This window comes from Clostridium septicum (genome assembly GCF_003606265.1).
Taxonomy (GTDB): Bacteria; Bacillota; Clostridia; order Clostridiales; family Clostridiaceae; genus Clostridium; species Clostridium septicum.
The window spans coordinates 1,961,650-1,983,288 of record NZ_CP023671.1; the positions used below are offsets into that span (position 1 = coordinate 1,961,650).

Annotated in this window: 25 protein-coding genes, 2 tRNA genes and 1 rRNA gene; 21 read left to right on the plus strand and 7 right to left on the minus strand. The window is 28.3% G+C overall.

Features of this window, described 5'->3' with window-relative positions; translation table 11 throughout:
* The first annotated feature begins 69 nt into the window (after nucleotides 1-69).
* The 3 genes from rrf (at nucleotide 70) to CP523_RS08740 (ending at nucleotide 346) form a co-directional block, all read left to right on the plus strand.
* Nucleotides 70-186 (plus strand): 5S ribosomal RNA (gene rrf, locus CP523_RS08730).
* 5 nt (nucleotides 187-191) lie between these two features.
* Nucleotides 192-267 (plus strand) — tRNA-Phe (locus CP523_RS08735).
* 5 nt (nucleotides 268-272) lie between these two features.
* Nucleotides 273-346: transfer RNA gene (locus tag CP523_RS08740), tRNA-Cys, on the plus strand.
* A 34-nt stretch (nucleotides 347-380) separates the two neighbouring features.
* Here CP523_RS08740 and CP523_RS08745 read toward each other — a convergent pair.
* Both CP523_RS08745 and CP523_RS08750 read right to left on the minus strand, forming a co-directional pair.
* A complete protein-coding gene (locus tag CP523_RS08745; protein ID WP_066678054.1) occupies nucleotides 381-1,316 on the minus strand; it encodes a S66 peptidase family protein in 936 nt (311 codons plus the stop codon).
* 94 nt (nucleotides 1,317-1,410) lie between these two features.
* Nucleotides 1,411-2,358, minus strand: a complete 948-nt coding sequence (locus CP523_RS08750) for a magnesium transporter CorA family protein (protein WP_066678055.1) — start codon at nucleotides 2,356-2,358, stop codon at nucleotides 1,411-1,413.
* 277 nt (nucleotides 2,359-2,635) lie between these two features.
* On the opposite strand from CP523_RS08750, the gene CP523_RS08755 reads away from it, so the two are divergent.
* Nucleotides 2,636-3,139, plus strand: a complete 504-nt coding sequence (locus tag CP523_RS08755) for a hypothetical protein (RefSeq protein ID WP_083089589.1) — start codon at nucleotides 2,636-2,638, stop codon at nucleotides 3,137-3,139.
* A gap of 29 nt (nucleotides 3,140-3,168) precedes the next feature.
* On the opposite strand, the gene CP523_RS08760 is transcribed toward CP523_RS08755, so the two are convergent.
* On the minus strand, nucleotides 3,169-4,320 hold the full coding sequence (locus tag CP523_RS08760; protein ID WP_066678059.1) for a zinc-binding metallopeptidase family protein: 1,152 nt from the start codon (nucleotides 4,318-4,320) through the stop codon (nucleotides 3,169-3,171).
* A gap of 138 nt (nucleotides 4,321-4,458) precedes the next feature.
* Here CP523_RS08760 and CP523_RS08765 point away from each other — a divergent pair, with 138 nt between their 5' ends.
* From CP523_RS08765 to CP523_RS08795, 7 genes are all read left to right on the plus strand, one after another.
* Nucleotides 4,459-4,677, plus strand: a complete 219-nt coding sequence (locus CP523_RS08765; RefSeq protein ID WP_066678061.1) for a sigma factor G inhibitor Gin — start codon at nucleotides 4,459-4,461, stop codon at nucleotides 4,675-4,677.
* A 16-nt stretch (nucleotides 4,678-4,693) separates the two neighbouring features.
* Nucleotides 4,694-5,326: a dTMP kinase gene (tmk, locus tag CP523_RS08770; protein ID WP_066678063.1), complete on the plus strand. Its 633-nt coding sequence runs from the start codon at nucleotides 4,694-4,696 to the stop codon at nucleotides 5,324-5,326.
* A gap of 83 nt (nucleotides 5,327-5,409) precedes the next feature.
* Complete coding sequence (locus CP523_RS08775; protein WP_066678067.1) at nucleotides 5,410-5,739, plus strand: cyclic-di-AMP receptor; 330 nt, start codon at nucleotides 5,410-5,412, stop codon at nucleotides 5,737-5,739.
* A 17-nt stretch (nucleotides 5,740-5,756) separates the two neighbouring features.
* Nucleotides 5,757-6,689 (plus strand): DNA polymerase III subunit delta', encoded by a 933-nt coding sequence (locus CP523_RS08780; protein ID WP_066678074.1) that lies wholly within the window; start codon nucleotides 5,757-5,759, stop codon nucleotides 6,687-6,689.
* Nucleotides 6,690-6,691: 2 nt separating this feature from the next.
* Entirely contained in the window at nucleotides 6,692-7,597 is a 906-nt protein-coding gene (locus CP523_RS08785) for a PSP1 domain-containing protein (RefSeq protein ID WP_066678076.1), read from the plus strand.
* 11 nt (nucleotides 7,598-7,608) lie between these two features.
* Nucleotides 7,609-7,812 (plus strand): heavy-metal-associated domain-containing protein, encoded by a 204-nt coding sequence (locus CP523_RS08790; protein ID WP_066678077.1) that lies wholly within the window; start codon nucleotides 7,609-7,611, stop codon nucleotides 7,810-7,812.
* Between the two features lie 110 nt (nucleotides 7,813-7,922).
* Nucleotides 7,923-8,093, plus strand: coding sequence for a DUF362 domain-containing protein (locus CP523_RS08795; RefSeq protein WP_021876904.1), 171 nt, complete (start codon nucleotides 7,923-7,925; stop codon nucleotides 8,091-8,093).
* Nucleotides 8,094-8,165: 72 nt separating this feature from the next.
* Here the strand turns inward: CP523_RS08795 and CP523_RS08800 are convergent, their stop codons facing one another.
* Nucleotides 8,166-8,798 carry an MBL fold metallo-hydrolase gene (locus CP523_RS08800; RefSeq protein ID WP_066678079.1) on the minus strand — a complete coding sequence of 211 codons (633 nt, stop codon included), beginning with the start codon at nucleotides 8,796-8,798 and terminating at the stop codon, nucleotides 8,166-8,168.
* Between the two features lie 211 nt (nucleotides 8,799-9,009).
* Between CP523_RS08800 and CP523_RS08805 the strand changes: the two genes are divergently transcribed.
* From CP523_RS08805 to CP523_RS08825, 5 genes are all read left to right on the plus strand, one after another.
* Nucleotides 9,010-9,465 (plus strand): CtsR family transcriptional regulator, encoded by a 456-nt coding sequence (locus CP523_RS08805; protein ID WP_066678081.1) that lies wholly within the window; start codon nucleotides 9,010-9,012, stop codon nucleotides 9,463-9,465.
* 68 nt (nucleotides 9,466-9,533) lie between these two features.
* Nucleotides 9,534-11,987, plus strand: a complete 2,454-nt coding sequence (locus CP523_RS08810; RefSeq protein WP_120140786.1) for an ATP-dependent Clp protease ATP-binding subunit — start codon at nucleotides 9,534-9,536, stop codon at nucleotides 11,985-11,987.
* A gap of 333 nt (nucleotides 11,988-12,320) precedes the next feature.
* Nucleotides 12,321-13,262: a thioredoxin-disulfide reductase gene (trxB, locus tag CP523_RS08815; RefSeq protein WP_066678087.1), complete on the plus strand. Its 942-nt coding sequence runs from the start codon at nucleotides 12,321-12,323 to the stop codon at nucleotides 13,260-13,262.
* 1 nt (nucleotide 13,263) lies between these two features.
* Complete coding sequence (locus CP523_RS08820) at nucleotides 13,264-13,491, plus strand: glutaredoxin domain-containing protein (protein WP_120140787.1); 228 nt, start codon at nucleotides 13,264-13,266, stop codon at nucleotides 13,489-13,491.
* A 37-nt stretch (nucleotides 13,492-13,528) separates the two neighbouring features.
* Nucleotides 13,529-14,992: an NADP-dependent glyceraldehyde-3-phosphate dehydrogenase gene (locus tag CP523_RS08825; RefSeq protein WP_066678091.1), complete on the plus strand. Its 1,464-nt coding sequence runs from the start codon at nucleotides 13,529-13,531 to the stop codon at nucleotides 14,990-14,992.
* Nucleotides 14,993-15,031: 39 nt separating this feature from the next.
* Here the strand turns inward: CP523_RS08825 and CP523_RS08830 are convergent, their stop codons facing one another.
* Both CP523_RS08830 and CP523_RS08835 read right to left on the minus strand, forming a co-directional pair.
* Nucleotides 15,032-15,259 (minus strand): glutaredoxin family protein, encoded by a 228-nt coding sequence (locus CP523_RS08830; protein WP_066678093.1) that lies wholly within the window; start codon nucleotides 15,257-15,259, stop codon nucleotides 15,032-15,034.
* 145 nt (nucleotides 15,260-15,404) lie between these two features.
* Nucleotides 15,405-15,566 carry a hypothetical protein gene (locus CP523_RS08835; protein ID WP_162925972.1) on the minus strand — a complete coding sequence of 54 codons (162 nt, stop codon included), beginning with the start codon at nucleotides 15,564-15,566 and terminating at the stop codon, nucleotides 15,405-15,407.
* Nucleotides 15,567-15,694: 128 nt separating this feature from the next.
* On the opposite strand from CP523_RS08835, the gene CP523_RS08840 reads away from it, so the two are divergent.
* From CP523_RS08840 to disA, 4 genes are all read left to right on the plus strand, one after another.
* Entirely contained in the window at nucleotides 15,695-16,417 is a 723-nt protein-coding gene (locus CP523_RS08840; protein WP_066678096.1) for a GntR family transcriptional regulator, read from the plus strand.
* Nucleotides 16,414-17,145: a glucosamine-6-phosphate deaminase gene (gene nagB, locus CP523_RS08845; RefSeq protein ID WP_066678099.1), complete on the plus strand. Its 732-nt coding sequence runs from the start codon at nucleotides 16,414-16,416 to the stop codon at nucleotides 17,143-17,145. The genes CP523_RS08840 and nagB overlap by 4 nt, the downstream gene beginning before the upstream one ends.
* Nucleotides 17,146-17,311: 166 nt before the next feature.
* Nucleotides 17,312-18,679 (plus strand): DNA repair protein RadA, encoded by a 1,368-nt coding sequence (gene radA, locus CP523_RS08850; RefSeq protein ID WP_066678101.1) that lies wholly within the window; start codon nucleotides 17,312-17,314, stop codon nucleotides 18,677-18,679.
* A 16-nt stretch (nucleotides 18,680-18,695) separates the two neighbouring features.
* Nucleotides 18,696-19,760 (plus strand): DNA integrity scanning diadenylate cyclase DisA, encoded by a 1,065-nt coding sequence (gene disA / locus CP523_RS08855; RefSeq protein WP_066678104.1) that lies wholly within the window; start codon nucleotides 18,696-18,698, stop codon nucleotides 19,758-19,760.
* Nucleotides 19,761-19,840: 80 nt separating this feature from the next.
* Here the strand turns inward: disA and CP523_RS08860 are convergent, their stop codons facing one another.
* Entirely contained in the window at nucleotides 19,841-20,239 is a 399-nt protein-coding gene (locus CP523_RS08860) for a nucleoside triphosphate pyrophosphohydrolase family protein (RefSeq protein ID WP_066678106.1), read from the minus strand.
* Nucleotides 20,240-20,539: 300 nt separating this feature from the next.
* Between CP523_RS08860 and CP523_RS08865 the strand changes: the two genes are divergently transcribed.
* Complete coding sequence (locus CP523_RS08865) at nucleotides 20,540-21,625, plus strand: PIN/TRAM domain-containing protein (RefSeq protein ID WP_120140788.1); 1,086 nt, start codon at nucleotides 20,540-20,542, stop codon at nucleotides 21,623-21,625.
* The last annotated feature ends 14 nt before the right edge of the window (nucleotides 21,626-21,639 follow it).

Below are 21,639 nucleotides of genomic sequence, written 5' to 3' on the forward strand. Positions count from 1 at the left end.
TGAAAAAGGTAACTCAGTACAGCTGAGTGCTTTCCACCAACCAAATCTTAGATTTGGGGTGTCAATGGATCTGGTGATGATGGCGTAGAGGAAACACTCCTTCCCATTCCGAACAGGAAAGTTAAGCTCTACAGCGTCGATGGTACTGCACGGGAGACTGTGTGGGAGAGTAGAACATTGCCAGGTAATGTGGCTCGATAGCTCAGTCGGTAGAGCAGAGGACTGAAAATCCTCGTGTCCCTGGTTCGATTCCTGGTCGAGCCACCAGGTATGGCGCTATAGCCAAGTGGTAAGGCAGAGGTCTGCAAAACCTTTATCCCCGGTTCAAATCCGGGTGGCGCCTCCAAAAAACCTACAAGTTTGACTTGTAGGTTTTTTATTTATTTAGAGTTTTTAAATATATTTTCCGATATATTTAGTAAATCATTTTTATAATTAAAAGATAATTTACTACCTATGGGTAAAGTTACATTAGGGTAGCTATGGCCAATAGGAAATCCTTTTATAACTGGAATTTTTAATTGTGATAATTTTTGATTTATAACTTCATCTATATTAAACTCAGCAGAGTTTTTATTTTTAGAAGTACAATTTGTAAAGTCACCTAAAATAATTCCTGAAGAGTGTTTTAATTTACCAGAATATATAAGCTGTGTAAGCATTCTATCTATAGCATAAGGGCTCTCATCTATTTCTTCAATTAGCACAATAGAGTTTTTAAAATTTAGTTCATAAGGAGTTCCAATAGATGAACAAATTATACTAAGATTACCACCCACAAGTTTTCCATTAAAATTATTTTTATTAATATAAGTAATTTTATTATTACTAATTTTCTTTAAATTATAGAAGTTCATATTATGATTAGTTAAAGTGTTTATAAAATAATCTTGAGTAACAGAGTCCTTAAAATTAGAAGTTATCATAGGAGCGTGAAATGTGGCAAAATTACATTTTTTAGATATATAATTAAGAAGAAGAGTTATATCACTATAGCCACAAAAAGGTTTTGGATTTTGCTTAATAGTTTTAAGGTTTAAATAAGGAATCATTCGCATAGATCCATAGCCACCTCTGAGGCATAAAATAGCATCTATAGAATTATCAATAAACATATCCATTAAATCTTCAGCTCTATTAGAGTCAGTTCCGGCTAAATAACCATATTTATCATAAATATGCTTTCCTTTTTTTACGTTAAAGCCTAACTCTTCAAATTCTAATATCTTTTTATCGATTATATTAGGATCTTCAGCCGAAGCAGGGGCTACTATTCCTATAGTAGAAGAAGGGGATAGAGGATTTAATTTTAACAATATAAATTCACCTACTTTAAAGTATTAATATTACAATATACTATAAAAAAGAAAAAGCTATTACTTTAAGTAATAACTTTTTTATAAGAATAATTTAACTGAACATTCCTTTTTTATATAGTATAAAAGCTGTAACACCTGTAAGAACTGCTGTTATTATCATTGTAATGTTAAAACCAGCAGGATTTTTTAATAATGGCATTTCAACAAAGTTCATCCCAAATATTCCACCTATAACTGTAGGAATAGCCATTAAGATTGTAACAGAGGCTAGAATTTTCATAACTATATTTAGATTATTAGATATAACAGATGCAAAAAAATCCATTGTACTAGCAAGAATATTACTATATATTTCTGTCATTTCTATAGCCTGCTTATTTTCTATAATAACATCTTCTAAAACATCTTTATCATCTTCATACTTTTGCATTATTTCAAGTTTAAGCATTTTTTCTAAAGTTATTTCATTAGCTTTTAGAGAGGTAGAAAAATAAACAAGAGATTTTTCTAGTGAGTGCAATTGAATAAGTTCTCTATTTTTCATTGATTTATGAAGTCTTTTTTCTATCATTAAACTTTTTTTATCTATTTGTCTAAGATAAAGTAAATAATAAGTTGATATTTTATTTAATATCTGTAGTATAAATCTTGATTTTTTAAATGAATAAAATGATTTTACTTTACCATTTATAAAGTCAGTTAGTATTCTACTATTTTTTAAACATACAGTTATTAATTGTTTCTCTGTGTGTATTATAGCTAGAGGGTATGTATCATAAGTAAGAGAGTTGTCTTCCATTTCAGTAAAAGGAATATCCACAACAACTAAAACACAACCATCTTCAATATCTATACGAGATGTTTCTTCATCATCTAAAGGAGCTTTTAAAAATGAAAGAGGTACTCCTGTTTTTTTAGATATTAATATTAATTCTTCATCAGAAGGAGCAATAATATTAATCCAACATCCTTGCTCTAAATTATCTAATATTTTTAAGGAAGGATCTTGCTCACTTCTGCTTTTATAAATTTGAATCATTTTATATAACACCTCCGACACAATTATACTATTAAAAAGATAATTATAACAGAATAAAATTAATAATGAAAAGCATTACCATTTGAAAAATAGAGATACTTAAAGATATATTTAGTAAAAGGCTATATTCTTTAAAAAATCAATATTAAACTTTTAATAATTGAGAATTTGGAGATTAATGAGGATATTTTGACATGGATAAAAATTAAAATAATTAGTATAATCACAATATTGTTCTATAAGAAAGATATAATGCAAATATGGGGGATTTTTTAAAATGATGCATAGAGAAGTTATTGCACGAAAAAAGGTTTCTGTAATATCTATTTCAGTAGTACTAATCACAGTGGTTTTGTACATATCACAAGCTATTAAAATTGCAGGATTAGATAATCATAAAGTAGGTTATTTAATTAAGAGTTTATTAGTAGTTTTTACTGTAGTTATTTTATTAAAAGAGTTAAAAAGCTGTGGATTAGCATATAAGCATTCAATAATAGCAGGAAAATTGATAATAAATAAAATAAGTTTAAAAGAAGAGAAGAATTTAGAAAGCATAAAAATACAAGATATATTATATATAGGTAAAAAATGTGAAATTCCTAAGGAGTATTCTTCTATTAGAAGTTATAAGAAATATTTGTGCAACAGAATAGGAAATGATATTTATTGTTGCGTTTATAAAAGTGGAAATAAAATAAAAAAGTTTAACTTTCAACCAAGCCGTTCATTTATTGAGAGAATAATAAAACATGGTGCATTAAGTTGTAAGTTAAGATAAATATAAAAAATAGGCTTCCAGAAGGAGGCCTATTTTTTATAAAATTCATTTTTAACTTCATATAAAAGATTTTCATTTTGTATAATATCTAAACCAGTAAAAGCTAGAGCTTGAGCGGCTTTTATGCTTTGTTCTAATGCATAATCAGAAATAGTTGCATCAGCAAAATCCTTAGTCCCATATTTTATAGCATTATTTTCTATTATTGATATATATGGATGAATACAAGGAACAGTTTTACTAACAATTCCTAAGCTTAACCCAGAATAAACATCTCTAGGTTCTGATATATTTATAGTTCCACTTTCTTTAAGATTATGACTAAATAACCTATTCAATGTTCTGTTTGTAATAAGCTCTTCATTTTCAGGTTCGTATAAAGACATAGAGTATTGAACCCTAATCAATTTTGATACATAAATAATTATCTCACGTAATTTACCCTCTGCAATTTTAGCAATATCCATTTCTTTGGCTCTTATATAAAATTTAGCCTCTGATTCAAGAGGCAAAAGCAATGGTGTGAAGCCACCTTGAGATAATATAGAATTGACTTCTACATCTTCAGGGAAGCCTTTTAAAAGCGAATTTAATATATTAAATGTTAATAGTATACCATCTAATGAGGTATAGCTTCCTTTATTAAGAAAACTTAAACCGCTATTTCCTATAAATTTAACACTTAAAGGAATGATTGCAGATGAGCTTCCACTTTCTGACGTAATTATATCAGGATGAGCTAGAAGTACTACATCAATATCAGCAAATACACCTTGTTTTACCATTACAGATTTAGTTCCGCCAAGATATTCACCAGGACAGCCTATTACAATTACACTACCTCCTGCTTTATCAATAACATTACCTAGTGATATAGCAGCAGCTATAGAAGTAGCGGATAATAAATTATGTCCTGTTATATGTCCTTCTCCAGGAATAGCATCATATTCACATAAAAAGCAAACTTTAGGATGCCCACTTCCTTTAGTAGCATAAAAAGAAGTAGATAAATCTAAAAAATTGTTGTCAACATTAAATCCATACTTTGTTAATAAATTAGATAAATATTTGCAACTTTTAATTTCATTATAACTATCTTCAGGGTTATCATATAAATATTTACATAAGTCAAATATATCATTACGACATGTAGATAAATAAGAAATAATTTCTTGTTTCATATTTTATTCCTCCCAAATTATTTTCAATATTATTTTCCCTTAAAAACCGAATAATATTTATTAATTTTATGTTTCCCCAAAAGTATAAAATTCATTACATATGGTCAGAATTAAGATAAAAAAGAATAGGATGGTTTTATGAAGATTAAATTTAAAGATATTCAAAAAGGTAGAAATGAAAAAGTATGTTTTGTATGTAGAAATCAAGAGGAAAATGGTATAATTATAGCAAGAAAATTAATTTGTAAAAGTTGTCAGAGTAAGATATTAAATGCTAATATAAATAGTAAACAATACGATTTTTATAAGGACAAGATTAAAGAGGCTTTAACTAGCAAATATAATTTTCAATTTTAGATATTAAGGAGAAACAATGGAAAAAGGAAAGTTTATAGTATTCGAAGGTGGAGATGGATCTGGTAAGAGTACTATTTTAGAAATGATATACAATTATTTAAAAGAAAAAGGTATTGAATGTGTAAAAACTAGAGAACCTGGTGGTATTAAAATATCAGAGGATATAAGAACTATAATATTAGATACAAACAATACAGAAATGGATAGCAGAACAGAAGCGTTACTTTATGCCGCAGCAAGAAGACAACATTTAGTAGAAAAGGTTATAGTGGCATTAAATGAGGGGAAAATAGTTTTATGTGATAGATTTGTTTATTCCTCTTTGGCTTATCAAGGATATGCAAGAGGTTTAGGAATCGATGAAGTGTTTACGATAAATAAATTTGCAATTGAAGAATATATGCCAGATTTAACTATTTTATTTGATGTAGACCCACAAATTGGCTTAGATAGAATTGCTAAGAATTCAAGTAGAGAAGTAAATAGATTGGATTTAGAAAAATTAGATTTTCATTACAAGGTTAGGGAAGGTTATGAAATAGTATATCAAAATAATAAAGATAAAATAATAAAAATAAATGCTGAAAAGTCTCTAGAAGAAGTTTTCGAAGAAGTGAAAACATTAATTTTAGATAGCATAAAATATTAAATCATATATTATTTTTAATTTAAATATAGGAGTTTTATGATAAAATAATATTAGGTATTTAAAATTAAAGGGGAGGGATTTTTATGAAATTAGTAATAGCAATTGTGCAGGATGATGATGCTATAGATTTAGTGGATGCTATAACAGAAGCCGGATTCAGAGTTACAAAACTAGCTACTACGGGGGGATTTTTAAAATCTGGAAATACTACTTTAATGATTGGTGTGGAAAAGGAAAAAGTACAAAAAGTTATAGAGGTTGTAGAAGATATTTGTAGAACTAGAAAACAAATGATAGCTACTCCAGCGCCTATATCAGGAAATGCAGATATGTATATGTCATATCCAATAGAGGTACAAGTTGGAGGAGCGACAGTTTTTGTTGTAGATGTAGATCAATTTGTTAAGATATAGGTTAATGGAGGTGTGCAATGAGGAAATTTATAGGTCATAGTAATATTATTAGCAGTTTTGAAAAAAGAGTAAACGAAGGAAACTTATCTCATGCACATCTTATTGTAGGGGAAGACGGAATTGGAAAGAGCAACTTAGCTAGGATATTTGCTCTTAAAATCTTAGGTAAGGAAGATAATAAAGAGTATATTGACATAATAAATTATAAATCACAAAAAAGCTCATTTGGAGTGGATGAAGTAAGAGGAATAATAGATGAGGTTAATAAAAAGCCTTTTGAGGGAGATAAAAAGGTAATAATTATTTACCAAGGAAACAAATTAACTACTCAAGCTCAAAATGCTTTATTAAAGACAATAGAAGAGCCTCCTAAAGGTGTTTTTATCATACTTCTTTGTGAGAGTTTAGAACTAATACTAGATACAATTAAATCTAGATGTCAAATATATAAATTAACTCCTATATCTAAAAATGAAATAGTTAAGTATATAGGGGAAATAAGGTCCGATATTAATGAAAGTGAACTTTTAGCTAGTATTGCATATAGTGAGGGGATTCCAGGAAAAGCAGAGAGATTTTTAATGGATGTAAGATTAAAGGAGCTACGAGAACTATTATTGGACTTGCTTAAATCATTATCTATAAATGATGGTGAAGTTTTACTAAATTTTGAGGAAAAGATGTTGAATTATAAAGATAATAAGGAAGAAATACTAAACATTTTAGCCTCCTTCATAAGAGATTTAATGGTTTATAAAGAAGTTTATGATTATAGTGTAATAATAAATGGGGATAAAATAGAAGAGCTAAAACAACTTTCTATGGAAATGTCTTATAAAAAGTTGAATAGCTTATTAGATAAAATAAAAGAAGCAAGAATTAACTTAATTAGTAATTCAAATTTTGCTATAACCATAAGAGTGATGCTTATAGGTTTTATGGAGGTTTAAAAATGATAAAAGTTGTGGGTGTAAGATTTAAAAAAGCAGGAAAGATATATTACTTTGATCCAAAGGATTTAGATATAAAAAAGGAAAATTACGTTGTAGTTGAAACAGCAAGAGGAATCGAATTTGGAGAATGTGTAATTGGAGTTAAAGAAATTCCGGAAGAAGATATAGTAGCACCATTAAAAAGTGTTATAAGAGTGGCAGAACAAGATGATATTGATAAGCATAAAAATAATAAGTTAAAAGAAAAAGAAGCTTTAAATATATGCCTTAAGAAAATAGAAGAGCATGGGTTAAACATGAAGCTAATAGATGTAGAATATACTTTTGATAATAATAAAGTAATATTTTATTTTACAGCAGATGGAAGAGTTGACTTTAGAGAATTAGTAAAAGATTTAGCTACTATTTTTAAAACAAGAATAGAACTTAGACAAATTGGTGTTAGAGATGAAGCTAAAATGTTAGGTGGATTAGGACCGTGTGGAAGAACTATGTGTTGCTCTTCATTTTTAGGCGACTTTGCATCTGTATCAATAAAAATGGCAAAGGAGCAAAATTTATCATTAAATCCTACTAAAATATCAGGAATTTGTGGAAGACTTATGTGCTGTTTGAATTATGAACAAAGTACATATGAAGATATAAGAAAAAGATTACCTAAAGTTGGATCTATTGTTAAGATACCTGATGGACAAGGAGAAGTTATAAGTAACAATATAGTAAAAGAAAGTGTTAAGGTTAAATATAAGAGGGTAGATGAAGAGGTAATAGAAGAATTTAAGATTGAAAATGTAGAAATTATAGAGGGAAGCTATGAAGATTCTATAGATGAATCAGATATTAAGCTTGAAATAGAATTACCTGAAGATAAAAATTTAATTAAAAACCTTATAAAGGACAATTAGGAGGAATGGAAGTGAAGTCTTCATTAAAAGTTTATAATCTTAATACACAGAATGACATTATGGCTATAAGAGAGGCTATAAGCAGTAATGAAGGAATCATTGCTTGTGAAGTTAGTATATCTAAAAAAGAAGTTAGTATTGTATATGATAATAGAGTTATAAATATAGATAGTATAATTAATTCATTAGAGAATTCTGGATATAGTGTTGAATAGATAATATGGTAAATATTATTAGATATGTTATTTTTAACTCTTTAAAAATTGAAATCATTGTGCTAAAATAGAGAGGAAATAAATTTCATATTAATTAGGAGGTGCTAATTATGGCATTCGTAATTCAAGATTCATGTGTAAACTGTGGTGCATGCGCTGCAGAATGTCCAGTTAATGCTATAAGCCAAGGAGATACTCAATTCGTTATAGATGCAGATACTTGCATAGATTGCGGAAACTGTGCAAATGTTTGTCCAGTAGGAGCTCCAGTTCAAGAGTAATGTACATGAGAAGAACCGTCGATTAAACGTCGGTTCTTTTATTTTTTACAATTATTATTATAAAAATGAAAATTATTTTAATAATAATACAGTATTATTATTTTTAAAGTATAATGAACTAGTTTGAATAGATCTAGTATTATATTTTTTTATATTTTTCATATGCGATAAAAATTTATGTGGACCATCTAAATAAGGATATTCATCCATATTTCTATAAAACATAGGTATTATATATTTTGGAGTTATATCAAGTGTCAGTTTGGCAGCATCAATACCGTTTAATGCAAAATGCCCGCCTATTGGAATAAAAAGAAAATCTAAATTTTTAAGCTTACTAATAAGTTTATTATCTAAAATATGTCCAACAGTGCCTAAGTGACAAAGTTTAAAACCATCTATATTAAATAAATAAATATTATTTTCACCTCTTTTAAATCCATTCATATTATCTTTATAAGAAGTATATCCGTCTATAGTTAAATATTCATTGGCAAAGGAAGAAGTATCATTAATTATAGTACATTCCTTAGTTATATATTGTTTAAGGCTTTTATTATTAGGGGTATGGCTTAAAGTAATTATATCTACATCAAAATCATAATTTTTTTTATTAGAAATAGCCTCTAATGGGTCTATTAAAACTCTTTTACCAATAGAGTTTTTTAATATAAAGGTAGTACTACCAAACCATTCAATTTCCATATTAATCTCCTTTATAAAAGTTAATATAATTATTGTTTCAAAAATTATTTAAAATAATTCAAAATAATAGGATTTTATATTAGGGTTAACAAAATAAGGAGTTTTAATAGAAATGGTTGTTATATGAGTGCAATGGACATAATAAAAGTAATACTATATAATAAAAGTCAAAGAAAGTCAAAATGAAAATAAAGTTTAAAAAGGTGAAAATATGGCAAGAATTTCAGATACAATAGAAAGTTTTATAAAGGATATGATAAACGATAGAAAAGAAAATAAAATACTAATTCAGAGAAATGAGTTAGCAGATAAATTTTCTTGTGCACCGTCACAAATAAATTATGTATTAACTACTCGATTTACTTATGAAAAGGGATATTTAATTGAAAGTAAAAGAGGTGGTGGGGGATATATTATTATTACTAAGATAACTTATGATAATAAGGAAAGGCGATTAGATTTAATTAATAATTCAATAGGAGATAGTATTACATATCAAGGTGCCATTTCTATATTGGATCATCTAATTGAATCTAAAACAATTACAAGAAAAGAATACGAAATAATGAAAATATCATTAAATGATAGAACGTTAACTAGTGTAATAGATAAAAATAGAGTAAGAGCAGATATATTAAAAGGAATGATAACGATAGTTTTATCATAAATACTAGATATGAATATGTTTATTTGGTAAAGGGTTCAAAATATAATTTAGGGTATGGAGGTATATATATGATTTTTGGGAGGTTTACAGAAAGGGCACATATTGTGTTAGTAGAAGCTCAAAAAGAATCGCAATATTTTAAGCATGGTTATATAGGTACAGAGCATATTCTTATTGGATTGCTTAAAGAAGGTGGGTATGCAAGGGAAGTTTTATATGAAAATGGAATAACTATTGAAAGAGTTAGAAAAATAATAGAAGATTACTTGGGATTTGGCGATGATGATATATCAGTAGGAGAAATGCTTTTAACGCCAAGATGTAAAAGATTATTTGATGATAGTTTAATTAAAGCTAGAAATTTTAATCATAATGCAATAAGTCCTGAACACATTTTATTAGCTTTAATGGATGATGTAGAAAGTGTTGCACATACTACATTATCAAATTATAAAGTAGATTTTAAACTTCTAGAGCAAAAGCTAAATCAATATTTATTAGGAAAAGATTTTAATGAGGTAAATCTAGAAGAAAAAAGAGAAAATAAACCTAAGAAGAAAACAGTAAAAACTCCAATGTTAAATCAATACGGTGTTGATTTAACTTTAATGGCAAAAGAAGGAGCTTTAGATCCTGTTATAGGAAGAGAGAATGAGAATCAAAGGGTTCTAGAGATTCTATGTAGAAGGATAAAAAATAATCCTTGCCTAATAGGTGAACCAGGAGTTGGGAAGACAGCTGTAGTAGAAGGTTTAGCTCAAAGAATAGTAGATGGAAATATTCCTGAAATACTTAAAAATAAATCATTAATTTCTTTAGATTTAACATCTATGATAGCAGGAGCTAAATATAGAGGAGAATTTGAAGATAGATTAAAAAAAGTAATGGAAGAAATTAAAAGTAGAGAAGATATAATTATATTTATAGATGAGATTCATACCATAGTTGGTGCGGGAGGAGCAGAAGGTGCTATTGATGCAGCTAATATACTTAAGCCAGCCTTAGCTAGGGGGGAAATAAAGTGTATAGGGGCAACTACTATAGAGGAATATAGAAAGCACATAGAAAAAGATTCAGCCTTAGAACGAAGGTTCCAACCAGTAAGCATAGGAGAGCCTTCAAAAGAGGAAACTTTAGAAATATTAAAAGGGCTTAAAGATAAATATGAAGCACATCATATGGTAGAAATAACTGATACTGCATTGGAGTCAGCAGTACAGCTTTCAGATAGGTATATAACTGATAGATTTATGCCTGATAAGGCAATCGATTTAATTGATGAAGCCTCTGCAAAAGTTAGGATAGAGAATCTTATAGCTCCACCTAGTATAAAAGAAATAGAATTAAAGATAGAAGATATAGAAAGAGAAAAAGAAGAGGCAATAAGAGGGCAAGACTTTGAGAAAGCTGCTAATTTAAGAGATAGAGAAAATGAATTAAAGAAAGAATTTTTGGTATTAAAGGATGATTGGAAAAATCAAAGTTATAATAATAGATGCGTAGTAAACGAAGAAAATGTAGCTAATGTAGTATCTTTATGGACCAATATACCATTAGAGAAGTTAACACAAAAAGAGTCTCAAAGACTTTTGAATTTAGAAAAAATTCTTCAAAAAAGAGTAATTGGACAAAAAGAAGCTGTAAGAGCTGTAGCAAAAGCTGTTAAAAGGGCAAGAGTTGGATTAAAAGATCCAAATAGACCAATAGGGAGTTTTATATTTTGTGGACCAACTGGAGTTGGAAAAACAGAATTATCTAATGCATTAGCAGAAGCAATGTTTGGAAGTGAAAAAAATCTAGTTAGAATAGATATGTCTGAATACATGGAAAAACATGCTGTATCAAGGCTTATAGGATCTCCACCTGGATATGTAGGATATGATGAAGGTGGACAATTAACAGAAGCAGTAAGAAGAAATCCTTATTCAGTAATATTATTAGATGAAATAGAAAAAGCTCATCCAGATGTGTTTAACATACTGCTTCAAATTATGGAAGATGGAAGATTAACAGATGGTAAAGGTAAAATAGTAAACTTCAAGAATACTATTATAATAATGACATCTAATATAGGAGCACATACTATAAAAAAACAAAAAACCGTAGGGTTTGAAATTAACAGAGATAAAAATGAAACTGAGTATGAAAAAATGAAAGAAAATATTATGCAAGAAATAAAGAGAGAATTCAAGCCTGAATTCATAAATAGAATAGATGACATTATAGTTTTTCATCAGTTAGATACAGGGGATATATTAGAAATAGTGAATATAATGCTAAATAATACTATAACAAGACTAAAAGAAAGAAAAATAACTATAAATTTAGATGATGATAGTAAAAAGTTTTTAGCAAATAAAGGTGTGGATATAAGCTATGGAGCTAGACCGTTAAGAAGGATTATAACTAAAGAATTAGAGGATAAATTAAGTGAAGAGATGTTAAAAGGATGTATAAAAGGTGGAGATCAATTAGAAGTGTATTGTGATGGAGCATCCTTGTGTTTTAAGCATATTTCATAGTAGATTATATATTTTTAAAAAGTGGATTTATTAAATCTACTTTTTTTACTTTCTAGGAAAGAATAAAGTTTCCTAATTCCAAATTAATTAATGTTTTAGAGGAAAGTGATGTCAAAAGTAGCACTAAAAATAGGGTATTATATATGAACTTTTATATAAAATACTTTAATAATAGGTATTAAAGTAGGTAATAATAAATTTAATTATTTATATTAAATTTATTTATTAAATAGTTTAATAATAAAAATTATTATATAAAAATAGTTGAAATTTAAATTTAAAATGATATAATATAAACAAGATTTATACCCCCTAGGGGTAAGGAGGCTTTGTATGAATAAAGAAGTTAAAGAAAAAGAATTAATTATAATTGGAGGAGGTCCGGCAGGATTAACTTCAGCTATATATGCAACAAGAGCCAAATTAGATATGTTGTTACTAGAGGATAAAATATTGGGAGGGCAAGTAAGAAACAGCTATACAATAGAGAATTATCCAGGGTTTAGAAAAGTTTCGGGTACAGAGTTATCAGATTTAATGCAACAACAAGCAGAAGAATTAGGTGCTGAAATAGATGAATTTGATGTTATAGAAAATGTTGATTTTAGTGGTAAAGATAAAATTGTAGAAACTGGAGATTATATATATAAAGCAAAAGCTATAATAATTGCTACAGGCGCAAGTCCTAAAAAATTACCAATTAATAATGAAGGAAAGCTTTCAGGAAAAGGAATCCATTATTGTGCAGTATGTGATGGAGCGATGTATGAAGGGAAAGTAGTTGCTGTTGTAGGTGGCGGAAATGCGGCTTTAGAAGAAGCAATATTCTTAACTAAATTTGCTGAAAAGGTAATTATGATAAGAAGACATGATTATTTTAATGGAGAAAAAGCTACTATAGAAGAAGTTAAAAATAATCCTAAAATAGAAATTATGTTTAATTATGATTTAGTTGAAGCATATGGTGAAAACTTTTTAGAGAAAGCTAAAATTAAAAATACCAAGACAGGTGAAGAAAAAGAAATTAATTTAGATGCTATCTTTGGATTTATAGGAACAGAACCTAAAACAGAGATGTTTAAAGAGTATATAAATCTAACTCCAAATGGATATATTATAACTGATGAAAGAATGAGAACAAATATAAAAGGGGTATATGCAGCAGGAGATGTTAGAGATAAGCAATTTAGACAAATAACAACTGCAGTATCAGATGGAACAATTGCAGCTTTAGACTCAGAAAAATATATTATAGAAAGAAGAAAGGATGTTTAAAATGATAAAGATTTATTCAACATCTTGGTGTCCAGGATGTATTAAAGCAAAAAGATTTTTTGATATGAAAGGTTGGAAGTACGAGGAAATAAATGTAGCTGATAGACATGAAGATAGAGAAGAAGTATTTAAAGTTTCAGGACAAAGAACAGTACCAGTAGTAGATGTAAATGGAGAAATAATAGTAGGATTTGATAAGAAGGCTATTGAAGCAGCTTTTAATAAATAATATTTCCTAACTATTCACTAAGAAAGGAAGTGAATAAATGTTTAGTTGTATAAAAGATAAAGAAAGAACATTCAGAAATCTTATTAATGGTGAGTGGGTTAACAATAAAGAATGTAAATTCATAGAAATATATTCCCCTATTAATAAAGAATTGGTTGGAAGAGTACCAGCAATGACTAAAGAAGAAGTAGACTTTGCAATTAAAAGTGCAAAAGAGGCTCAGAAAAAATGGAAAGATATAACCGTAAATGAAAGAGCAGATATCCTATATAGAGCATCAGATATTCTAGAAGAGAGAAAAGATGAATTAATTGACATATTAGTAAAAGAAATAGCAAAGGATAGAAAAAGTGCAGAATCTGAAATATTAAGAACTGCAGATTACATAAGATTTACAGCGGATACAGCTAAGAATGTTTCAGGAGAAAGTATACCAGGAGATAGTTTTCCAGGATTTAAAAGAAATAAGATATCGGTTGTAACAAGAGAACCTTTAGGGGTAGTTTTAGCTATCTCGCCGTTTAATTATCCTATAAACTTAGCAGCATCTAAATTAGCGCCAGCTTTAGTAGCAGGAAATTCAGTAGTTTTAAAGCCTGCAACACAAGGAAGTTTATGCGGATTATATCTTGCAAAAGTTTTTGAACAGGCTGGAATTCCGGCTGGAGTATTAAATACAATAACAGGTAGAGGTAGTGAAATTGGAGATTATATTGTAACTCATCCAGAAATAGATTTCATAAACTTTACAGGTAGTACAGAAATCGGTACGAGAATATCACGTATAACAACTATGGTTCCGTTATTAATGGAATTGGGAGGAAAAGATGCAGCAATAGTTTTAGAAGATGCAGATTTAGAATTAGCAGCAAGTAATATAGTAGCAGGTGGTTATTCATACTCTGGTCAAAGATGTACTGCTGTTAAAAGAATACTAGTAATGGATAAAGTTGCAGATAAATTAGTTGAGAAGCTAAAAGAAAAAATAGATAAGTTAAAAGTGGGAAATCCTTTAGATAGTGATGTTGATATAGTACCCTTAATAGATACTAAAGCAGCAGATTTTGTTTGGGATTTAATAGAAGATGCAAGAGAAAAAGGGGCATATTTGGTTAGCGGTGGAACTAGAGAGGGAAATTTAATATATCCAACACTTTTTGATCATGTAACTACAGACATGAGATTGGCTTGGGAGGAACCATTTGGTCCAGTACTTCCAATAATAAGAGTTAAAGATAAAGATATGGCTATAGAGATTGCTAATAAGTCAGAGTATGGTTTACAATCATCAGTATTTACGGAAAATATAAATGAAGCTTTTTATGTTGCAAATAGATTAGAAGTGGGAACAGTTCAAGTTAATAATAAAACTGAAAGAGGTCCTGATCATTTTCCATTCCTTGGAGTAAAGGCCTCAGGTATTGGAACACAAGGTATAAGATATTCAATTGAATCTATGTCAAGACCTAAAGCAACCGTAATAAATTTAATACAAAAATAACGAAAAAATACCATTGGATAATCCAATGGTACTTTTTCGTTATTTTTGAAGAGCTAAATCTATAGCTTTTTTATCAAAACCAATTATTATTTCTCCATTTATATCTAAAACAGGAACTCCCATTTGTTTTGATTTTTTTATCATTTCTTCACGAGCAGTCATATCATCCTGAACGTTTAGTTCTTCAAAAGAAATATTTTTTGATTGTAAATAACTTTTAGCCTTGACACACCATGGACAAGCGCTAGTTGAATAAACTTTAATCATAAATTTCACCTCTATAATAATAAGTGTTAATTGATATTTATTTTACAATAAATAAATAATATTTACAACAAAATAAATATGAAATATTAAAATGAAATTTGTTCTATGATATTATATGAAGGTATAATATCATAGAAGAAATAAGTTATTTAATAACATTGTTGTTGTCTAAATTAGAGTTTAATACCATGTTATCAAGAGAATTTTGAACATAAATACTAGAAAGATTTTCAGATAAATTTTTCTGAGTATTTTCTTTAAGTATATTTTTAGAGGTAATGTTTGAGAATAAATTCTTATTAATCAAAATATCATCTCCCTTAGACTTAATAAGATTATTTTTTCCAAATTTCTCTTTTTTATTCAAAAATAAATTTATAACTGGTCTAGACATCTATAACAATTTTGAATATAATAATATCAGGAGGATTAATTATGATAGATAAAAACAGTCCAATACCAGTTTACTATCAACTAAAAAATGATTTAATATCAAAAATAGCTGAGGGTGTATGGAAGCCGGGTGAATGTATAGCTAGTGAAAGAGAGTTATGTGAAATATATGGTGTAAGTAGAATGACCATTAGACAAGCGATTGGAGAACTAGTTCAAGAGGGAATACTTTTAAGAATAAAAGGAAAAGGAACCTTTGTATGTGAGCCTACAGTTAAGCAACAAGATATGATGAGTTTTACAGAAATTATTAAACAAACTGGAAGAAAGTTGAAGACTGAGATAATAGAATTTAAAAAAGTTAACACTCCGGAAAATTTAACGGATACATTTGAATTAGATGAATTATATAAAATAAATAGAAAGCGTATTGTAGATGGTGAATGTATAGCTATAGAAACGGTTTATATACCGGTAGATTATTGTGGTTATATAGATGAAAATATGCTAGAGGGATCTTTATATAAAATACTTGAGGATTTCGGATATTCAGTAGATTATTCCACTTCATCTATTGCATCTATTATTATTAATGAGGAATTAAAGAGTTTATTTTGTGTAAAAAATGATGTGCCGTTATTAAAAGTAATAGGAAAAACTTTTACTCAAAGTGGGAAAATACTTTTTGTAGAAGAAGCAATTTATAGATCAGATAAATTTTTATTGCAAGTTAATATATCGAGAAGAGAGGGGAAAATGCGATGAAGTTAATAGTTACAAAAAATTATGAAGAATTAAGTAAGGTAGCAGCTAAAGAGATGGCTGATATAATAAAGAGTAATCCTAAAGCTGTTTTAGGATTAGCAACTGGTGGATCACCAATTGGTATGTATAAAGAGTTAATAAGAATGAATAAAGAAAGTGAAATAGATTTTTCACAAATTACAACTGTTAATTTAGATGAGTATGTTGGATTATCAGGGGAGCATAATCAAAGTTACAGATATTTTATGAATGAAAATTTATTCAACCATATTAATATAAACAAAGAAAATACTTTTGTACCAAATGGTTTAGCAGAAAATATTGAAGAAGAATGTCAAAATTATGATAAAAAGATAGCAGAATTAGGTGGAACAGATGTACAGTTATTAGGAATTGGAAATAATGGACATATAGCATTTAATGAGCCTGATAATTTCTTGGTAGCAGGTACTCATTTGACAAATTTAACTCAAAATACAATTGAAGCAAATGCAAGATTCTTTGATTCAATTGATGAAGTTCCAACTACAGCTTTAACTATGGGATTAGGTGGAATAATGAAATCTAAAAAAATTATAGTTATAGCTAGTGGTAAAGGAAAGGCTGAAGCTGTAAAAGAAATGTTAAGCGGAAAAATAAATACTAATATGCCTGCATCAATGTTACAAATGCATAAAGATGTTATATTAATTATTGATGAAGATGCAGCTAGTTTATTAAATAAATAATATTTTTGGAATATAAAATTGTGTTTAAAGGAATTATTAAGATAATAATTCCTTTTTTATTTGCAAAATGTTTTTTATAAATTTATTATGATATATAATAATATAGTTAAATTAAGTATTTAAAATGATTTACGATAAAATAAAAGTAAGAATGGTAGGTATATTTATGGCTAAAATTAAATCCATATTTGTCTGTCAAGAGTGCGGGTATGAATCATTAAAGTGGTTGGGAAAATGTCCTGACTGCAATAAATGGAATACCATGGTAGAAGAAGTCAAGAATACACAAAAAGAACAAAAATCAAAAATAAACACAATAAAGGTTTTAGGTAGTATGCCTAAGAATATACAAGAGATAAAATCTGGAGAAAAGGAAAGATTTAATACTGGTTTAAAAGAGTTAAATAGAGTTTTAGGTGGAGGATTAGTTAAGGGATCACTTACTCTAATTTCAGGAGATCCTGGAATAGGAAAATCCACATTATTATTGCAGACAGCAAATAACATTGCTAAAAACTATGGCAAAGTACTATATGTTTCAGGAGAAGAATCAGAGGAGCAGATAAAGATAAGAGGAGATAGGTTAGGAGTAAATGAAAATAATCTATATGTGCTATCAGAAACTAACTTAGACTTAATAGAAGGATATATAAATGAGTTAAATCCTGTTTTTGTAATAATAGACTCTATTCAGACTGTATATAAAGAAGCAGTAACTTCAGCACCAGGTAGTGTCTCACAAGTAAAAGAATGTTCAAACGCCATAATGAGAATTGGAAAAAGCAAGAATATACCTTTATTTATAGTAGCTCATGTTACAAAGCAAGGGGAACTTGCTGGACCTAGAGTTTTAGAACATATGGTTGATACGGTTCTGTATTTTGAAGGAGAGAGAACGGAAGAGTTTAGGGTTCTAAGAACTATGAAAAATCGTTTTGGAACAACTAGTGAAATTGGTGTTTTTGAAATGGTAGAAGAAGGTTTGAAGGAAATATACGATCCATCTAGAATATTCTTAGAAGATACTAACTTTAATCAAGAAGGATCTGCCGTAATAGGACTTATGGAAGGAACTAGACCCATACTTGTAGAAATGCAGGCTCTTGTAAGTGAAACTAATATGCATATGGCTAGTAGAACTGCTGTTGGAATAGATAATCAAAGACTTAGATTAATGCTAGCTGTTTTAGAAAAAAAACTAAAAGCACCATTCTTTAAATATGATGTATATGTTAACGTAGTTGGTGGATTGAATTTAGATGGAACAACAGGAGATTTAGGATTGGCTCTAGCTTTATTATCTAGTTTGAAAAATACTGGTTTTAAATTAGAAAGAGCAGTAATAATTGGAGAAGTAGGATTAACTGGAGAAATAAGACCTATAGCATCATGTGACAGATTAATTAAAGAAGCAGAAAAAATGGGATTTAAAAATGCTATAATTCCAAATAGAAATAAAGATAAAGTAACTAGTAATGAAATTAATATTATAGGAGTAAGTAATATAAGAGAAGCAATTAATAAGATATTCTAGTAAATCAGGTGAGTGTATGAGAATAAAAGATGATAAAGAAATAAAAAAAATATTGAAGTTAATGAGTCCAGGAACACCTTTAAGAGATGGTTTGGAAAATATTTTAAGAGCTAAAACTGGTGGACTGATAGTAATTGGTGATGGGGAAGCAGTGATGGAGCTTGTAGATGGTGGATTTCATATAAATTCAGAATATACTCCAGCTTATGTATATGAGTTAGCCAAGATGGATGGAGCTATTGTTATAAGTGGAGATTTAAAAAGAATAGTATGTGCAAATACTCAATTAGTACCATCATCATCGTTAACTACATATGAAACTGGAACAAGACATAGAACTGCAAATAGAGTAGCTAAGCAAACAGGTAATATTGTTATAGCCATATCACAAAGAAGAAATATAATAACAATATATAAAGGTGAATTAAAATATGTTTTGCAAGAGAGTAGTGTAATATTAGCTAGAGCTAATCAAGCGATTCAAACACTTGAAAAGTATGTAATTGTATTAAATAGAGCCATAAATAATTTAAATTTATTAGAATTTCAGGATTTAACTACTTTATTTGATGTTGTAACAGCTATACAAAGAACGGAAATGGTAATGAGAATAGTTGAAGAAATTAAAAGATATATTGTAGAGCTGGGTAATGAAGGTAGGTTAATTTCTATGCAATTACATGAGCTAATAAAGAACATAGAAAGGGATGGAATATTACTTATTAGAGATTATTGCAAAGAAGATTTAGAACCAGAAGAAATATATAAAGATATACAGGTATTTAGCGCAGAGGAGTTATTAGACTTAGATTTAATAGCTAAATTATTGGGGTATAATGGAATATCATTGGTTGATACTTTAATATCACCAAAAGGATATAGAGTTTTATTTAAGGTTCCTAGAATCCCAAGTGTAGTAATAGAAAATTTAGTTAAACATTTTAATGAATTAAAATATGTAGTAGAGGCTAATACTGATGATTTGGATCAAGTAGATGGTATTGGGGAAGCAAGAGCAAGAGCTATAAGAAATGGACTAAGAAGAATAAAAGAGCAAGTTTATTTAAAAAATGAAATATAAGTAATTAAAAATAAGAATAAGTGAGAATAAGTTAGTTAATAATAAAAAAGCAGGTTATTTTAAATAACCTGCTTTAAAAATTATCTAAATGTAAACTTTCCAAGAGTGTTTATTTTATCTTCTTCTTTAAGCAGTATATCATAGAGGTTTAAATCTAAACTATTACAAAGAGATGTAAGATAAAACAAATTATTTCCAATTTCTCTTTCGATAACATCACGACAGTTATCACATAATTTTCCGTTTAGATGATTTTCAAGTGAAGAACTAAAATCTGATAATGAATCATTTTCGCTAGGGGTAGCCTGTTTATCAGCAGATATATTAATACATCCACAGTTTGTAACAGATTTTGCTACGGCTCTATTTACCCTAGCGCTTGATTCAGTGTATTTAGTCATTATGTCAAGTATACTTTTATGTCTTATTAGTGATTCGTTAACATCATTTTGAAAGTTATCAAATATTATATCTTTCATATGTTTCAACTCCTTATCCTAAATAAATATATACAACTATAAAATGTGACTAATAAATTTAAAGCGATAAATTTGTTAATGTAACCATAGCCTGTATTAATTATTATAATAACTAATTTTATTTTAAATTTATAGGGGGTAAATTTATTTTAAATTAATAAGAATTTAAGAAATACACATTTTAGACATTAGTTTAATATGGTATAATATTATAAATTCTTTGTAAATAAAGTTTAAATTAGAATAAATAAAAGGATTAAATTAGAAAATTATGTCAAAAATCTAATAGGAGGTGATTGTGTGTTCAAAAAAACAATAAGAATTATATTTTCGCTTATAGGCTCAATCTGTGGTTATGTTGTTGGGAGTATTGTATTAGACATTCCTCAAATCAACAAGATTAATTTCTTATCACAACCAGTAGGTTCGGTATTATTTCTTATTTTTACAGTTTTATTATTTGGTCTTATATTATTTTTAATTTCTCCACGTATTTATGATTGGGTATCAAATCTTATAGAATATGCAGAAAAGAACATTCAAAAATTATCAGCTACTGAAATACTTTATGGTGGTTTTGGAGCATTACTATCATTAATAATAACATCATTAATTGGAATGCCGTTGAATAAACTAACAATAGTAGGTCCGATTTTATTTATATTATTCAATCTAATATTTGCATTTATTGTAGGTGATATATTTATTAAGAAAAAAGAAGATATATCAGCGCTACTAATAAATTTAAAAAAGACTAGCATAAAGGAGAAGAAGTCTAAGAATGTTTTAAAAACAATTCCGAAGGTTTTAGATACATCAGTTATAATTGATGGTAGAATATTTGACATATGTAAAACTGGATTTGTAGAAGGTCCGTTGGTTATTCCAAGTTTTGTTTTAGATGAACTTAGACATATTTCAGATTCTTCTGATTCTTTAAAGAGAAATAGAGGAAGAAGAGGGCTAGATATACTTAATAAAATACAAAAGGAATTAGAAATAGAAACTCAAATTTGGGAAGGCGATTTTCAAGAGATTGCAGAAGTAGATAGCAAGCTTTTAAAATTAGCTCAAGTTTTAAAAGGAAAAGTTATAACTAATGATTTTAATTTAAATAAGGTTGCAGAATTTCAAGGAGTTCCAGTTCTTAATATAAATGAATTAGCAAATGCAATAAAGCCTGTTGTTCTTCCAGGTGAAGAAATGAGGGTTATAGTTGTAAAAGATGGTAAAGAAGCAACTCAAGGTATTGCATACCTTGATGATGGAACAATGATAGTAGTAGAGGGTGGAAAAAAATACATAGGAGAACCTATAGATGTTTTAGTAACCTCAGTACTTCAAACAGCTGCAGGAAGAATGATTTTCGCAAAACCAAAGGAATAGTTGAGTAGGTGTTA

Excerpts from the sequence above, each read along its gene's own strand:
- CP523_RS08750 (WP_066678055.1), bottom strand. The coding sequence starts at position 2,358 with ATGATTCAAATTTATAAAAGCAGAAGTGAGCAAGATCCTTCCTTAAAA.
- CP523_RS08755 (WP_083089589.1), top strand. The coding sequence starts at position 2,636 with ATGATGCATAGAGAAGTTATTGCACGAAAAAAGGTTTCTGTAATATCT.
- CP523_RS08760 (WP_066678059.1), bottom strand. The coding sequence starts at position 4,320 with ATGAAACAAGAAATTATTTCTTATTTATCTACATGTCGTAATGATATA.
- CP523_RS08765 (WP_066678061.1), top strand. The coding sequence starts at position 4,459 with ATGAAGATTAAATTTAAAGATATTCAAAAAGGTAGAAATGAAAAAGTA.
- tmk (WP_066678063.1), top strand. The coding sequence starts at position 4,694 with ATGGAAAAAGGAAAGTTTATAGTATTCGAAGGTGGAGATGGATCTGGT.
- CP523_RS08775 (WP_066678067.1), top strand. The coding sequence starts at position 5,410 with ATGAAATTAGTAATAGCAATTGTGCAGGATGATGATGCTATAGATTTA.
- CP523_RS08780 (WP_066678074.1), top strand. The coding sequence starts at position 5,757 with ATGAGGAAATTTATAGGTCATAGTAATATTATTAGCAGTTTTGAAAAA.
- CP523_RS08785 (WP_066678076.1), top strand. The coding sequence starts at position 6,692 with ATGATAAAAGTTGTGGGTGTAAGATTTAAAAAAGCAGGAAAGATATAT.
- CP523_RS08795 (WP_021876904.1), top strand. The coding sequence starts at position 7,923 with ATGGCATTCGTAATTCAAGATTCATGTGTAAACTGTGGTGCATGCGCT.
- CP523_RS08800 (WP_066678079.1), bottom strand. The coding sequence starts at position 8,798 with ATGGAAATTGAATGGTTTGGTAGTACTACCTTTATATTAAAAAACTCT.
- CP523_RS08805 (WP_066678081.1), top strand. The coding sequence starts at position 9,010 with ATGGCAAGAATTTCAGATACAATAGAAAGTTTTATAAAGGATATGATA.
- CP523_RS08810 (WP_120140786.1), top strand. The coding sequence starts at position 9,534 with ATGATTTTTGGGAGGTTTACAGAAAGGGCACATATTGTGTTAGTAGAA.
- trxB (WP_066678087.1), top strand. The coding sequence starts at position 12,321 with ATGAATAAAGAAGTTAAAGAAAAAGAATTAATTATAATTGGAGGAGGT.
- CP523_RS08820 (WP_120140787.1), top strand. The coding sequence starts at position 13,264 with ATGATAAAGATTTATTCAACATCTTGGTGTCCAGGATGTATTAAAGCA.
- CP523_RS08825 (WP_066678091.1), top strand. The coding sequence starts at position 13,529 with ATGTTTAGTTGTATAAAAGATAAAGAAAGAACATTCAGAAATCTTATT.
- CP523_RS08830 (WP_066678093.1), bottom strand. The coding sequence starts at position 15,259 with ATGATTAAAGTTTATTCAACTAGCGCTTGTCCATGGTGTGTCAAGGCT.
- CP523_RS08840 (WP_066678096.1), top strand. The coding sequence starts at position 15,695 with ATGATAGATAAAAACAGTCCAATACCAGTTTACTATCAACTAAAAAAT.
- nagB (WP_066678099.1), top strand. The coding sequence starts at position 16,414 with ATGAAGTTAATAGTTACAAAAAATTATGAAGAATTAAGTAAGGTAGCA.
- radA (WP_066678101.1), top strand. The coding sequence starts at position 17,312 with ATGGCTAAAATTAAATCCATATTTGTCTGTCAAGAGTGCGGGTATGAA.
- disA (WP_066678104.1), top strand. The coding sequence starts at position 18,696 with ATGAGAATAAAAGATGATAAAGAAATAAAAAAAATATTGAAGTTAATG.
- CP523_RS08860 (WP_066678106.1), bottom strand. The coding sequence starts at position 20,239 with ATGAAAGATATAATATTTGATAACTTTCAAAATGATGTTAACGAATCA.